A 12,461-nucleotide genomic window follows, 5' to 3' on the forward strand; every position below is an offset into this window, starting at 1 on the left:
ACGTGCGGGCAGATGGTGTTCCCTGGAGCGAGCAACAGCAGCGAGCAGACAGCGCAGATGTGAGGAGCACCACCATGGCATCGACGAGCAACCGCGTCGACGGGACCACGTCCACCGGCAGCGTCACCACGCAGGTCACCAGCGCCGGACGGACCATCATCGACGACCAGGTCGTCGCCAAGGTCGCGGGCATCGCCGCCCGGGACGTCCCCGGCGTCTTCGCCCTCGGCGGCAACGCGGCACGCGCGTTCGGCGCCATCCGTGACGCGATCGGGTCGAGCGCGCTCGGCCAGGGCGTCCGCGTCGAGGTCGGCGAGACCCAGGTCGCCGTCGACCTGACGATCGTCGTCGACTACCCGACGCCGATGATGGACGTCGCCTCCGCCGTCCGGGCGTCCGTGACGAAGGCCGTCACCGAGCTCGTCGGGCTCGAGGTGACCGAGGTCAACATCGCCATCAACGACGTCAACATCCCGGCGCTCAACCAGGCTCCCGACGAGGCCGAGGGTCGCGTCCGGTGACCGCCACCGTCGTCGGGATGGGGGTCGGCGCCCTCCTCGCGATCGTCGCGCTGACCCTCGGGTTCTGGGCGTTCGTCGTGGTCGCCGTCTTCATGCTCGTCGGCGGCGTGGTGGCACGCATCGCGACCGGTGACATCGACTTCCGCCGACTGCTCGACGTGCTCCGCGGTCGTCGGAGCTCGTCGTGAGCGGAGCGCCCACGCTGCCGTCCGCCGGTCCTGCCCCCGTTCCCGCCGGTCCTGTCCCCGTTCCCGCCGGTCCTGTCCCCGTTCCGCGCGTGGCCGGGTACGACCGGATCGGCACCACCGCTCTGGTCCGGACCGCGCAGGCGGTGGCCGCCGAGGCGCTCCGTGCACCCCTCCGGGAGGTCCGTGCCCGGGTCGCCGACGACGGCCGCGGTTCCCTCGCGGTCACCATCACCGCCCCGCTCGCCGTGCCCGTGCTGGGCTCGCACACGGTCCCCGACGAACCGGTGGTCCGGACGGCGCACCGAGCCCGTGCGACGATCGCCGAGCGCATGGTGGTCATCACCGGCCGCCAGGTCGAACGGGTCGACGTGACGTTCTCGTCGTCCGTGATCGACACCCCGAGGAGGGTCCGATGACCTCCGAACACGACGCCCTGTACCGCCGGGTGCTCCGGCGCGAGACGCACGTGTCCCGCTCGGGGACGGTCGTCGTCGCGATGGTCGTCGTGCTCGTCGTCGCCGCTGCCGCCGTGTTCGCCGCGACGCTCGTGTTCCTCGACCAGAACGTCGCGGGCATCGACCCCCGAGCGGTGGTCGACGCGGCCGCCGGTGCCCCTCGAGGGCTGATCGACGCCGTCGTCATCGGGGTCGGCGCCGTGGTCGGCTTCGTCGGGCTCGTGTTCCTGCTGCAGGGCGTGCTGCCCCAGCGACGTCCGCGGCACCAGATGGCCTCGCGCCGCCTCGCCGTCGTGGTCGACGACGAGGTCCTGGCCTCCGCAGCAGCCCGCGCGGCCCGGGGAGCGACCCGGCTCGGCCCGGACGCGGCCGTCGGCACGGTCGGCCGCCGCACGGTCGACGTGGTGCTCCGTCCCGCTGCGGGCGTCGACGTACCCGCCGTGGCCGCGACCGAAGCGGTCGAGCGCGAGTTCGCCGACATCGCCACCGTGCCCGCGGTCACCGCGCGGGTCCGGGTGCAGCCGACCGGACGGGTCGACGGATGAACGCCACGAACCGGGCGCTCAGCCGCACCGCGCTGATCGTCGTCGGCGTCGCGCTCCTCGTCGCCGGGGTCGGGGCGGTCCTCGTGCAGACGGTCCCGCAGGCGGCTGACCTCTGGCACGACGCAGCCCGTGCCGCCCTCGGCGACCTCGGGGTCGACGCGGCACGCGGTGCCTCGATCGCCGCATGGTCGTGGGTCCTCGGCGGCGCCGTCCTGCTCGGGGTCCTCGCGCTCGTCGTCCTGACCACGCTCGGTGGCGGACGGGTCGGCACCGTCGTCGAGGACGACGGCGCGTCGGACAGCCTCCCCGGCGCGGTCCGCATCGACGCCGCCGCGGTCCAGCACGCGCTCTCGTCGGCGATCGGTGACCTGCCGCAGGTCGCCTCGCTCGCGGTCGACGTGTACCGCGTCCGCCGCCGTCGCGCCGTCCGGATCAAGGTCCGGCCGCGCAAGGGGGCCGCACCGCGGGAGATCACCGAGCGGGTGGAGGGCATCGTCGCCGACCTCGACGCGCTGCTCGGCGACGAGCTGCCGGTGCTGCTGGAGATCGCGCGCGGGGGAGCCGGCTCGTCCCGCCCGGACCGCGTGCACTGACGTGGTGTCGATCGGCAGCAGCATCCCCGCGCCGGACGCCGCGGTGCCGGTGCCGGCGGTCGTCGCCGCGATCGCTGCCGGTCGGCCGCTCGTGCCGGTGTGGCTGAACGAGATCGGTGGGAAGACGTTCCGTGTCGGCGGCTCCGGCGGCGCCGACACGGCTGAGGAGTACCTGAAGTGGGTGCCCAGCCGGTACGCCGGGTGGATCACGTCGGAGGCGGAACGGCTCGAGTGGGCCGGTCGCTGGCTGCGCGTGCCCGAGGTGCTCGACCACGGGGTCGACGACGACGGCGCCTGGCTCCGTACGCGGGCCGTGCCGGGGTGGAGCGCCGTCGACCCGCGCTGGCGGGACGAACCGCGCACCGCGGTCGTGGGCATCGCCGAGGGGCTGCGGGCGATGCACGACACACTGCCGGTCGCGGAGTGCCCCTTCGCCTGGTCGGACGACGCGCGCCTGGACCGGGCACGAGCGGCCGGTGTCGACGTCGACGTGATCGGACCCGCCCCGGCGCCGGACCTGGCGGTCGTCTGCCACGGGGACGCCTGCTCGCCGAACACGCTGCTCGGGGCGGACGGCCGGTGGAACGGGCACGTCGACCTCGGCGCGCTCGGGGTCGCGGACCGGTGGGCGGACATCGCCGTGGCGACGATGGCGCTCGGGTGGAACTACGGGCCGGGGTGGGACGCGGTGTTCCACGACGCGTACGGGATCGCACCCGACCAGGAGCGGACCGCCTGGTACCGGGCGCTCTGGAACCTGGACGTCGACGAGGTCTGACGCGGCGGGTGCCGCGCTAGAACGCGACGCCGCGGGCCGCCATGAAGGAGACCGGGTTGGTCGTGCCGCCGCCGACGTGGGTCTCGTAGTGCAGGTGGCACCCGGTGGAGTTGCCCGTCGACCCGACGAGCGCCACGAGCGTGCCCGCAGCGACCCGCTGCCCCGGCGCGACCCGGAAGCCGCCGCTCACGATGTGCCCGTAGGCGCTCTTCACCCCGCCACCGTGGTCGATCCGCACGTAGTTGCCGTAGCCGCCGTACCAGCCGACGTACTCGACGGTCCCCGCTGCCGCCGCGACGATGGCCGTCGAGCAGCCGCTGCCGAGGTCGATGCCGTCGTGGAAGGTCACTGCGCCGGTGATCGGGTGCACGCGGGAGCCGTACCCGCTGGTGATCCAGCCGCCGGCGGGACGGACCCAGCCGGAGCCGGAGCCCGAGCCGACCGCGCCGGACCCGCCGCCGCCACCGCTGCTGCCCCCGCCACCGCTGTTCGCTGCTGCTGCCGCGGCGGCCGCCGCAGCCGCGGCACGGGCACGTGCTTCGTCGGCCTTCCGCTTCGCCTCGCCCTTGGCGAACTCCGCTTCGGTCCGGACGCGGCCGGACGTCAGGGTCGCGAGCTGGGCGTCGAGTCGGGCCTTGTTGTCCTGCTGCTCGTCGTACGCGGTCTGTGCCCGGTCGGACGCGGCCTGCGCGTCGGCCATCCGGGCTTCTGCCTCGGCGGCGAGCTCGGCGAGGGCGGTGGCCGCCCGGTCCGCCTGCCCCGAGAGCGCCCGAGCAACGGCGGCGTCGGCGCTCGCCACGGCTTCGACCCGTTCGGCCTGCTCGGAGAGCTTGCTGAGCGCACCGAGGTCGTACAGGAGGTCCCTGGCGTCTTCACCACCCGTGAGCACGCTCGTCGTGACGTCGGCCCCACCGGAGCGGGCCATCTGCGCGGCGAACTGGCCGGCCTGCGCGGCGCTCTGCTCGGCGATCTCGGCGTGCTCCTCGGCGTCGGCGCGGAGGGTCTGTTCCTTCTCGGCGGCGCGCTGGGCCTTCCGCTGGGCGGCGGAGTACTCGTTGCCGCGTGCTTCCGCTTCGGCCACGGCGGCATCGGCCTTCGAGGCGAGGTCGCCGATGAGGGTCTCGATGTCGGCGATCTGGTCGTTCTTCTTCGACTCCTGCCCGCGGGCGGCCATCACGTCGTCCCACGACGGGTAGGTCGCCGCCTGCGCCGGGGGAGCGTCGAGGACGAGTGCCCCGGCGAGTCCGACGAGCGAGAACGCGGCCACGGCGACGCGCAGCCGCACGGCCAGCGGCGACCGCACGGCGCGCGGCATCCGCGCGGACGGTCGGGGATGCGGGGAGCGGGCGGCGGAGCGAGTCATCCCGGCGAGCCTATACATCCGCACAGGAACCGCGCGATGCCGACGCACCACTGTGGAGAACTCTCTTACGAACCGGCCGCGAACCCGCGCTCCTGCAGGACCGCGGTCGCGCTGCCGACGACGTCCCGCCGGAGCACGTCCGCGCCGTCGGTGCCCGCGTAGTCCCAGATGTCGAAGCCGCTGCAGTGGGTCACCGACACCGGGGCGCCGAGGGAGTCCTCGACCGGGGTGGACCAGACGTCGCCGGACCCCACCACGACGAAGGTCGGGGCCACATCTCGGTAGGCGCCGAGGTCGACGAGCCACGGGTACACCTGGAACGTGTCCCGGACCTGCAGCATGTCCACGTTCGTCGCCGCGTAGGTGGCGAGCGGTCGGACCGTCCAGAACTGACCGACGCCCACCACGTCGCGCCCGTCGGCCCACTGGTCGAGGCAGTCGGCGGGCTCGTACGCGGCCGTGCGGACGGTGCGGACGGTGCTCGGGGTCACGGCGACCCCGGCGGCGAGCACCACTGCCGCGCCGATCGCCAGCGTGACGCGGACCCCGCGGAGCGGCCGGTGCACGCGGGTCTTCCGGACGGCGGACCGGGTGAGTTCGCACACCGCGACCAGGGCGAGGAGCGGTGCGACGACGACGGGCTCCAGGTACCGCGGGGTCTCGGACCCGGCCGCGATCACCCCGACCGAGACGGCGGCGACCGTGACGAGCGGCAGGAGCGTCGCCACGAGGACGGTGCGCGAGGTCCGCACCCGCCATGCCCACACCGTCCCGCCGACCGAGAGCAGCACGCCGATCAGCATGAGCACGAGGCCCGCGTCGCCCGCGGCCGTGCCCGCTCGCACGTCGGTCAGGGACGCGAAGAAGCCGAGCGTGGTCAACGCGTGCTCGGGGTGGACGTAGGTCGACGGGTCGAGCGAGACGAACGGCCGGAGCGGGATCCGCACCAGGTACCCGACGACGGCGCCCGCGACGACCACGCCCGAGAGCCACGACGCCAGCCGCCACGGCACCCGCCGGGCGAGCACGAGCAGGGCGAGCGTGACGACGACGGGAGCGCCGGACCAGGGGACGTACAGCGGGTTCGACGCCGTCGTGCACGCGGCGACGAGCCCGAGGACGACGAGCACGGTGGTCGAGGCGCGGCCCGTCCGGACCGCGCGAAGCACCAGCACGGCCGTCGCGAGCAGCGCCAGGGCCACCCCGTAGTAGTACGTGGTCGTGAGCAGCAGGGACGCGAGCTCGAGCGAGGTCGCGGTGGCGCTCGACTCGGTGAGGACGACGAGGGTCAGGAACCCGAGCGCGATCGCGGACACCGCGATGCGGGCCGGGCGTCCGGCAGCCGGCATCAGCTCGTTCGCCGCCGCCCGCAGGAGTGCGTACACCGCGACGAGGACGAGCACGCCGTTCAGCGCCAGGGCCTGCTGCGGGGTCCCGGTGACGACCGAGCACAGCAGGTAGACCGGCAGCTCGGGGAAGAAGAACAGCGCCGGGGACATCGCCCACTCGAAGGGCTCACCCGCCTGCATCGACCGGACGACCATCGGCAGCAGCACCGAGTCGCCGTCGTACCAGAGCAGCGAGACCCGCGCCGTGGCGATGACGTGGCGGAGGGCGATCACGGCCAGGGCGAGCGCCACGAGCCCACCCAGCGCCTCGTGCCCGAGCGAGCGGAGACGGGCGGAGGGCATGGACGGAGCGTACCGATCGTGGCTCCGGACGGACCCGATGAGCGCCGTCATGGCGGGACCGGCTACCCTTGTGCGCTGTGACGGACGCGCGCGAGCAGTTGATCGACCACATCAAGGCCGAGGCGGTGTTCCACGGCGACTTCACCCTGACCAGCGGGAAGAAGGCGACGTACTACATCGACCTCCGCAAGGTGAGCCTCGACCACCGTGTCGCGCCGCTCATCGGGCAGGTCATGACCGAGCTCGTGGACCAGGTCCCCGACGTGTTCGCGGTGGGCGGGCTCACGATGGGCGCCGACCCGATCGCCAGCGCCGTGCTCCACCAGGCCGCCGCGCAGGGCAAGGCCTACGACGCCTTCGTCGTCCGCAAGGAGCCGAAGGACCACGGCCGCGGCAAGCAGGTCGAGGGTCCGGACCTCGCGGGCAAGCGCGTGGTCGTGCTCGAGGACACCTCCACCACCGGCGGTTCCCCGCTGAAGGCCGCGGAGGCGCTCGAGCGCGAGGGCGCGATCATCGCGGCCGTCGCCGTCGTCGTCGACCGCGACACCGGTGCCAAGGAGACCATCGAGGCCGCCGGCTACCCGTACTTCGCAGCCATCGGGCTGGCTGATCTGGGGCTGACCGCGTGACCGGGGAGCGTCCGGACGACGCGCGCGAGCCTGACGACGCCGCCCGCCCCGCAACGGGGGCAGACGGCCAGGAGGCCCCGCCCGCGTCCGCCTCGGACGCTCGGTTCCCCGGACTCCGCAGTGCCGCCGACATCTTCGGTGCGCCGCGGACGGCCGACGAGTGGCCGTCCCGCCGTGAACGGCGCGAGGCCGAACGTGCCGCCGCCGAGACCGGCGCGCCGCTCCCGGAGCCCTTCGAGCCGCCGACGGTGCCGTCGGCCCCGGAAGCGCCGGAAGCGCCGGAAGCGCCGGCGGTACCCGAAGCACCGGCAGCGCCCGAGCAGCCGATCCCCGATTCGCCGATGGACGAGTCCACCCAGGCGATCTCGATGCCCGAGGAACTCGCCCGTCCCTCGCAGCCGGCGCAGCCCGCCTCGGACCCGGACCGCTCGCTCCTCGGCAGCCGCATCCCCGCGGCAGCGCCGGTCCCCCCGAACACCACCGCCCCGCACCCGAGCTCGATCGTGCTGCCCACCGCGCAGGCGCACCGGGACGAGCGGGCCGCGCAGACCCGCGCGATCGAGGACGAGCGGCGCCGCACCGACCCCCGCGGCGAGGGCCGTGACGACGTCGACTGGCTCGGCCGCGCCACGGGCGCACCGCTGCCGCCTGCCGGCATCGCGGGCGTCCCCGCACCGACCGGCCCGATCGCGCAGCCCGTCGGCGTGCCGAACGCGCTGCCCCCGACCGAGGAACCGCCGAGCTTCACCGACCTCCTGCGCATCGCGCCGACGGCCGAGCCGCCGCAGGTCGACCGTCCGTTCGACTGGGCGGTGCAGGACGACGTGACCGGCGAGGTCCCGACCACCCTGACGTCGAACCCGTTCGACACGACGACGACCGCGATGCCGATCCCGTCGGCGGAGCGCACCGACCCGGCCCCCGCACCCACGCCGGTCCCTGCGCCCACGCCGGCCCCGGCACCCGAGACCGAGTCGGCGCCGGCCACCGAGTCGGCTCCGGACACCGACAGCGGCAGCTGGTCCCTCGTCGACGATGCCGTCCGCACCGGCGAGACCCCGTGGTGGGCCGAGCCCGACGCCGCGCAGCCGACCCCGACGACACAGGTGCCGCCCCTCGTCGAGCCGACGCCCGCACAGCCGGCGTCCGCGAACGACGTGTACCCGGCGCACCTCCCGCCCGCCGTCGGCGAGGACCTCGACGCGATCCTCGGCATCCGCGGCGCCACGGACACCGGCCAGCAGGACACGACGCTGCCGCGCACCGCGCCGGACGACCTCGACCAGTCCGAGTGGGACGGTCGCGAGACCAGCGACACGAGCGCCATCAAGGACCTCTTCGGCACGCAGGCGGTCAACCAGCTCGGCACCACCGGGTACGACCCGCACGACACGGGGACCCGGATGATGCCGGCGGCGATCACGCCGGCACACGCGCCGGCGCCCGGCCGTCCCGCGTACGCCGCCGGTCCGCCGGTCCCGCCGCCCGCGGACAGCGGCAACTTCATCAACGAGGGCTTCGCGAAGCTCCGGGGCGAGGGCAAGCGCGGCAAGCAGCTGCTCATCGGCGGCGCAGTCGTGATCATCCTCATCGCGCTCGTCGCCGTCTTCGCACTGACGCGGTGGATCATGGGCAACAACATCGAGGAGCACACGACGCCGACGAAGTCGCCGGCCGCCGCGTCCGCCTCGATCACGACGAAGTCCTCCGCAGCCCCCGCGGCAGCGCCCACGCCAGCCTCGGCCCCGACGATCTCGTTCGCGACCACCACCGCATCGGCCGGGCAGCACGCCTGGTACGAGCTCGCCGGTGGCGAGTGCCTGACGCCGTTCACGAACGCCTGGGCCGAGGACTTCACCGTCGTCGACTGCTCCGCCGCGCACCTCGCACAGCTGACCAGCCGCGGCGCGATCGAGGCGGACGCCTACCCCGGCACCGCCGAGGCGCAGCGGATCGCCACCGACCAGTGCCAGTCGACCGGGGCGTTGAACGTCACCGCCGCGTCGTCCTACGGCGACGTCCAGGTCCAGAGCGTGTACCCGCCGGACGCCGCCTCCTGGCAGGCCGGTGACCGGTTCTGGTCCTGCTTCGTGACCCGCTCCGGCGGCGGCACGATCACGGGGTCGCTCGCGCCGTCCGCGTAGTCACCACGGGACGGACGGGAGGCTCCCCACCGGTCCGGTGGGGAGCCTCCCGTCCGCTCTTCGGTCGTGTCTCAGGCCGCGGCCGGGACCTTCGCCGACGCGTCCGAGAGCGTCCGCACCTCGTCCGCCGTCAGCTCGAGCTCGGCGGAGGCGAGGAGCGCCGGCAGCTGCTCCGTGTTCCGGGCGGAGGCGATCGGCGCGACGACGTCGGGCTGCGCCTGCAGCCAGGCGAGCGCCACGGTGGCGATCTCGGTGTCGTGCGCGCCCGCGATGGTGGACAGCGCGTCCACGACCGCGAGGCCCTCGTCGGTGAAGTACCCCGAGACCTGCCCCTCGCGGTCCTTGCCGGCGAAGTCGTCCTTCGTGCGGTACTTGCCCGTCAGGAATCCGGCGGCGAGGGAGAAGTACGGCACCACGCCGAGCCCGGCCTCGTGCGCGAGCGGCGCGATCTCGGACTCGTAGGGCTCGCGGGTGACGAGGTTGTAGTGCGGCTGGATCGCCACCGGCTTCGCCAGGCCGTGCTCGTCCGCGATGCGGATCCACTCCGCCGCGCGGTCCTTCGAGTAGTTCGAGATCGCCGTGTACCGGACCAGGCCCTCGCGGACGAGCTGGTCGAACGCGCGGACCGTCTCCTCGAGCGGCGTGTCCTGGTCGTCGAAGTGCGCGTAGTACAGGTCGATCCGGTCGGTGCCGAGCCGCTGCAGGCTCGCGCGGGCGGCCTTCGCGACGTTGCCCGCGGAGAGCCCCGGGAACTCCGGGTGCTGCGAGACCTTCGTCGCGATGACGACGTCGTCCCGTTTGCCGGACTTCGCGAACCACGACCCGATGACGGTCTCGGACTCGCCACCGGAGTTGCCGTCGCCCCACGCCGAGTAGACGTCGGCCGTGTCGACGAAGTCGCCGCCGGCGGCCGTGTAGGCGTCGAGGACCTGGTGCGAGGTGGCCTCGTCCGCCGTCCACCCGAACACGTTGCCGCCGAGGGCGAGGGGGAAGACGGTGAGGTCGCTGGTTCCGATGCGGGGCATGCGGATTCCTTTCAGATCGGTACGGTTCCGGGCCCACGCTAGGCCGCGACCCTTGGCATGATCGGAACATGACGTCACTGGTCACGTACCTCACCGACCCCCGCGCCACCGTGCGGCTGCGCGCCGTGATGGCGGCGGGGACGACGCCGACGGCGGACGATCTCGAGACGCTCGTCGACCAGTGCGCGATCGAGCCGGACCTGCAGGTCCGCGAGATGCTCACGTGGGCGCTCATCCGGCTGCCGGCGGAGCTCGTCGTACCGCGCGTCCTGCGGGAGCTCGACCGGCCGGAGGCGCAGGCGCGGAGCCAGGCGCTGCACACGCTCTCGAAGATCCACGACCGGTCGGTGTACCCGCAGGTCGCAGCGCGGCTCGAGGACCTCGACCCGGGCGTCGTCCGGACGGCCTGGCGGGCCGCGGCGGTGCTCGTGCCCGACGACTCCCGTTCCGCGCTCGCCCGCGCACTCGCCGTGCAGCTCGGGCAGGCCGACCCCGAGATGCGGCTGTCGCTGAGCCGGGCGCTCGTCGGACTCGGCGCTGACGTGGTCGAGCCGGTGCTGGGCGACGCGGCGTCGCACCGGAACGAGGACGTCCGCGCGCACGCCGCCGAGACCGAGCGGCTGCTGCACGACCCGTCCGCCGGGTCGGAGCTCGCGCGGGAGCGGGCGCGGCGCGAGGTCGCACTCGGCCGGACGCGGTCCGCGAAGGGCTGAACCGCTCCGCGCATCGGCGGCGCGGGTTGTCGACACTCAGGATTCGGGATGCCGAACAGGCCCGATCGGCTTGCGCATGCCGATCGGAGCGCGCCAAGGTGGGTGTCGAAGGGGAGTAGCTCCCAGCGCGTGCATCGACACACTGGCCATCACGACGATCGGCCCGGTGCACCACCTCGGCCCGTGCCCACCGCACGGCAGAGGCGAGCGAGACCTTCGGCCGTTCCGCCATGGCCGAAGCCGCTCAGGTGTGTGCAGCGTCATGGCTCGACCACGAGGACCACCATGACGAACACCCTCTCTCCCGCAACGGCGACCGCCGTCGCGGTGTCGCGGATGGGCGCCAGCGCCTGGGGACGCATCGCGATCTGCATCGCCGTCGCCCTGCCCGCCGTCGTCTTCCGGATCGGCGGGTTCGCGCCGAACCCCGTCGTCGACCTGCTCGTGTTCGGTGCGGCCGTCGTCGCCGCGTCGTTCCTGCTCGCCTGGGCAGCCGAGGCCGCGCAGAAGGACATCGCCGGCGCGCTCGCCATCGCGATCCTCGCGCTCATCGCCGTGCTGCCCGAGTACGCGGTCGACCTGTACTACGCGTTCCGCTCCGGATCCGACCCCGCGTACGAGCAGTTCGCGGCCGCCAACATGACCGGGTCGAACCGGCTGCTGCTCGGGTTCGGCTGGCCCCTCGTCGTGATCATCTCGCTGCTCGTCGCCCGGCGGTTCGTCCGCAGCGGCGCGATGCCCCCGATCGCCACGAAGGTGCTCGAGCTCGAGCGCTCCGCACGGCTCGACGTCGGGTTCCTGGCGCTCCTGGCGCTCGTCGCGTTCCTCATCCCGCTGATGGGGTCGATCCCGATGTGGTTCGGGTTCGTGCTGCTCGCGGCGTTCGTGCTGTACCTGTGGCGGGCGTCGAAGGTGTCGGACGACGGGGACGACGACGACGAGGAGCTCGTCGGCATGGCGGGCAACATCGCGTCGATGTCGCAGACCTCCCGGCGGTGGACGATCGTGGCGCTCTTCGTCGTCGCCGCGGCGGTCATCCTGTCCTCCGCGGAGCCCTTCGCCGATGCCCTCGTGCAGTCGGGCAGCGCGCTCGGGATCGACAGCTACTTCCTCGTGCAGTGGCTCGCGCCGCTCGCGACCGAGGCGCCGGAGTTCATCGTCGCGGCGCTGTTCGCCCTGCGGGGGATGGGCGGCGCGGCCATCGGGACGCTCATCGCGTCGAAGGTGAACCAGTGGTCGCTGCTCGTCGGCTCGCTGCCGATCGCGCACGTGCTCGGCGGTGGCACCACCGGTGGGCTGCCGCTCGACGGCCGGCAGATCGAGGAGTTCATGCTGACCGCGTCGCAGACCCTGCTCGGGGTCGCGATCATCATCGCGCTGCGGTTCCACCGGTGGTCGGCGATCGCCCTCGCGGCGCTGTTCGCGGTGCAGTTCGCCGTGACGGACACGAACGGGCGCTGGGTGCTCAGCATCGTGCACGTCGTCGCGGCGCTCGTGGTGTTCTGGATCAACCGCCGCGACATCCTCCCCACGCTCGCGGCCCCCTTCCGCCGCCCGTCGTCCCCGTCCCTGCGCTGACGCGCCCCGTGCCGCGCCGCGCCGCGCCGCGCCGCGCCGCGCCGCGCCGCGCGCCCCTTGCGGGCCGGTGAGATCGCACTTCGTGTCGCCGCGACGACCGCGAGCCGACAGGAAGTGCGATCTCGGTGCCGGGTCCAGGCCCCGTTCTGGACTGGAGGCTCGGCGCGGGTCCGCACCGAGCCTCCAGTCCGACGGTGTCGGCCCCACCTCCCCCCCACGTTCCGTCGCCGTCGAGATC

General features: G+C 73.7%; 13 protein-coding genes. 10 read left to right on the top strand and 3 right to left on the bottom strand.

Features of this window, described 5'->3' with window-relative positions; all coding sequences use genetic code 11:
* The first annotated feature begins 74 nt into the window (after positions 1–74).
* The 6 genes from EDF24_RS05390 (at position 75) to EDF24_RS05415 (ending at position 3,080) form a co-directional block, all read left to right on the top strand.
* A complete protein-coding gene (locus EDF24_RS05390; RefSeq protein ID WP_123654492.1) occupies positions 75–521 on the top strand; it encodes an Asp23/Gls24 family envelope stress response protein in 447 nt (148 codons plus the stop codon).
* Entirely contained in the window at positions 518–709 is a 192-nt protein-coding gene (locus tag EDF24_RS05395) for a DUF2273 domain-containing protein (protein ID WP_123654490.1), read from the top strand. The genes EDF24_RS05390 and EDF24_RS05395 overlap by 4 nt, the downstream gene beginning before the upstream one ends.
* A gap of 89 nt (positions 710–798) precedes the next feature.
* Positions 799–1,125, top strand: coding sequence for a hypothetical protein (locus EDF24_RS05400; protein WP_123701347.1), 327 nt, complete (start codon positions 799–801; stop codon positions 1,123–1,125).
* Positions 1,122–1,709: a hypothetical protein gene (locus tag EDF24_RS05405; protein WP_123654487.1), complete on the top strand. Its 588-nt coding sequence runs from the start codon at positions 1,122–1,124 to the stop codon at positions 1,707–1,709. Before EDF24_RS05400 ends, EDF24_RS05405 begins: the two co-directional genes overlap by 4 nt.
* Complete coding sequence (locus tag EDF24_RS05410) at positions 1,706–2,302, top strand: hypothetical protein (protein WP_123701348.1); 597 nt, start codon at positions 1,706–1,708, stop codon at positions 2,300–2,302. Before EDF24_RS05405 ends, EDF24_RS05410 begins: the two co-directional genes overlap by 4 nt.
* A 4-nt stretch (positions 2,303–2,306) precedes the next feature.
* Positions 2,307–3,080, top strand: a complete 774-nt coding sequence (locus EDF24_RS05415; RefSeq protein WP_311316791.1) for an aminoglycoside 3'-phosphotransferase — start codon at positions 2,307–2,309, stop codon at positions 3,078–3,080.
* A 16-nt stretch (positions 3,081–3,096) separates the two neighbouring features.
* On the opposite strand, the gene EDF24_RS05420 is transcribed toward EDF24_RS05415, so the two are convergent.
* Positions 3,097–4,443 carry a M23 family metallopeptidase gene (locus tag EDF24_RS05420; RefSeq protein ID WP_148070804.1) on the bottom strand — a complete coding sequence of 449 codons (1,347 nt, stop codon included), beginning with the start codon at positions 4,441–4,443 and terminating at the stop codon, positions 3,097–3,099.
* A gap of 65 nt (positions 4,444–4,508) precedes the next feature.
* Positions 4,509–6,134: a hypothetical protein gene (locus EDF24_RS05425; RefSeq protein WP_148070806.1), complete on the bottom strand. Its 1,626-nt coding sequence runs from the start codon at positions 6,132–6,134 to the stop codon at positions 4,509–4,511.
* Positions 6,135–6,211: 77 nt separating this feature from the next.
* Here EDF24_RS05425 and pyrE point away from each other — a divergent pair, with 77 nt between their 5' ends.
* Positions 6,212–6,763 carry an orotate phosphoribosyltransferase gene (gene pyrE / locus EDF24_RS05430; protein ID WP_123654483.1) on the top strand — a complete coding sequence of 184 codons (552 nt, stop codon included), beginning with the start codon at positions 6,212–6,214 and terminating at the stop codon, positions 6,761–6,763.
* The gene (locus EDF24_RS19625; RefSeq protein ID WP_123701351.1) at positions 6,760–8,907 is read left to right on the top strand and encodes a septum formation family protein; all 2,148 of its coding nucleotides are present in this window, start codon (positions 6,760–6,762) and stop codon (positions 8,905–8,907) included. The genes pyrE and EDF24_RS19625 overlap by 4 nt, the downstream gene beginning before the upstream one ends.
* Positions 8,908–8,978: 71 nt before the next feature.
* On the opposite strand, the gene EDF24_RS05440 is transcribed toward EDF24_RS19625, so the two are convergent.
* A complete protein-coding gene (locus tag EDF24_RS05440) occupies positions 8,979–9,932 on the bottom strand; it encodes an aldo/keto reductase (RefSeq protein ID WP_123701352.1) in 954 nt (317 codons plus the stop codon).
* A gap of 68 nt (positions 9,933–10,000) precedes the next feature.
* Here EDF24_RS05440 and EDF24_RS05445 point away from each other — a divergent pair, with 68 nt between their 5' ends.
* Positions 10,001–10,645: a HEAT repeat domain-containing protein gene (locus EDF24_RS05445; protein ID WP_123701353.1), complete on the top strand. Its 645-nt coding sequence runs from the start codon at positions 10,001–10,003 to the stop codon at positions 10,643–10,645.
* A 285-nt stretch (positions 10,646–10,930) separates the two neighbouring features.
* Positions 10,931–12,223, top strand: coding sequence for a sodium:proton exchanger (locus EDF24_RS05450; protein ID WP_260233356.1), 1,293 nt, complete (start codon positions 10,931–10,933; stop codon positions 12,221–12,223).
* The last annotated feature ends 238 nt before the right edge of the window (positions 12,224–12,461 follow it).

This window comes from Curtobacterium sp. PhB130 (genome assembly GCF_003755165.1).
GTDB lineage: Bacteria > Actinomycetota > Actinomycetes > Actinomycetales > Microbacteriaceae > Curtobacterium.

What these genes read in the sequence shown, in the direction of transcription:
- EDF24_RS05390 (WP_123654492.1), top strand. Translation starts at nt 75, where the DNA reads ATGGCATCGACGAGCAACCGCGTCGACGGGACCACGTCCACCGGCAGC.
- EDF24_RS05405 (WP_123654487.1), top strand. Translation starts at nt 1,122, where the DNA reads ATGACCTCCGAACACGACGCCCTGTACCGCCGGGTGCTCCGGCGCGAG.
- EDF24_RS05410 (WP_123701348.1), top strand. Translation starts at nt 1,706, where the DNA reads ATGAACGCCACGAACCGGGCGCTCAGCCGCACCGCGCTGATCGTCGTC.
- EDF24_RS05420 (WP_148070804.1), bottom strand. Translation starts at nt 4,443, where the DNA reads ATGACTCGCTCCGCCGCCCGCTCCCCGCATCCCCGACCGTCCGCGCGG.
- EDF24_RS05425 (WP_148070806.1), bottom strand. Translation starts at nt 6,134, where the DNA reads ATGCCCTCCGCCCGTCTCCGCTCGCTCGGGCACGAGGCGCTGGGTGGG.
- EDF24_RS05440 (WP_123701352.1), bottom strand. Translation starts at nt 9,932, where the DNA reads ATGCCCCGCATCGGAACCAGCGACCTCACCGTCTTCCCCCTCGCCCTC.
- EDF24_RS05445 (WP_123701353.1), top strand. Translation starts at nt 10,001, where the DNA reads ATGACGTCACTGGTCACGTACCTCACCGACCCCCGCGCCACCGTGCGG.
- EDF24_RS05450 (WP_260233356.1), top strand. Translation starts at nt 10,931, where the DNA reads ATGACGAACACCCTCTCTCCCGCAACGGCGACCGCCGTCGCGGTGTCG.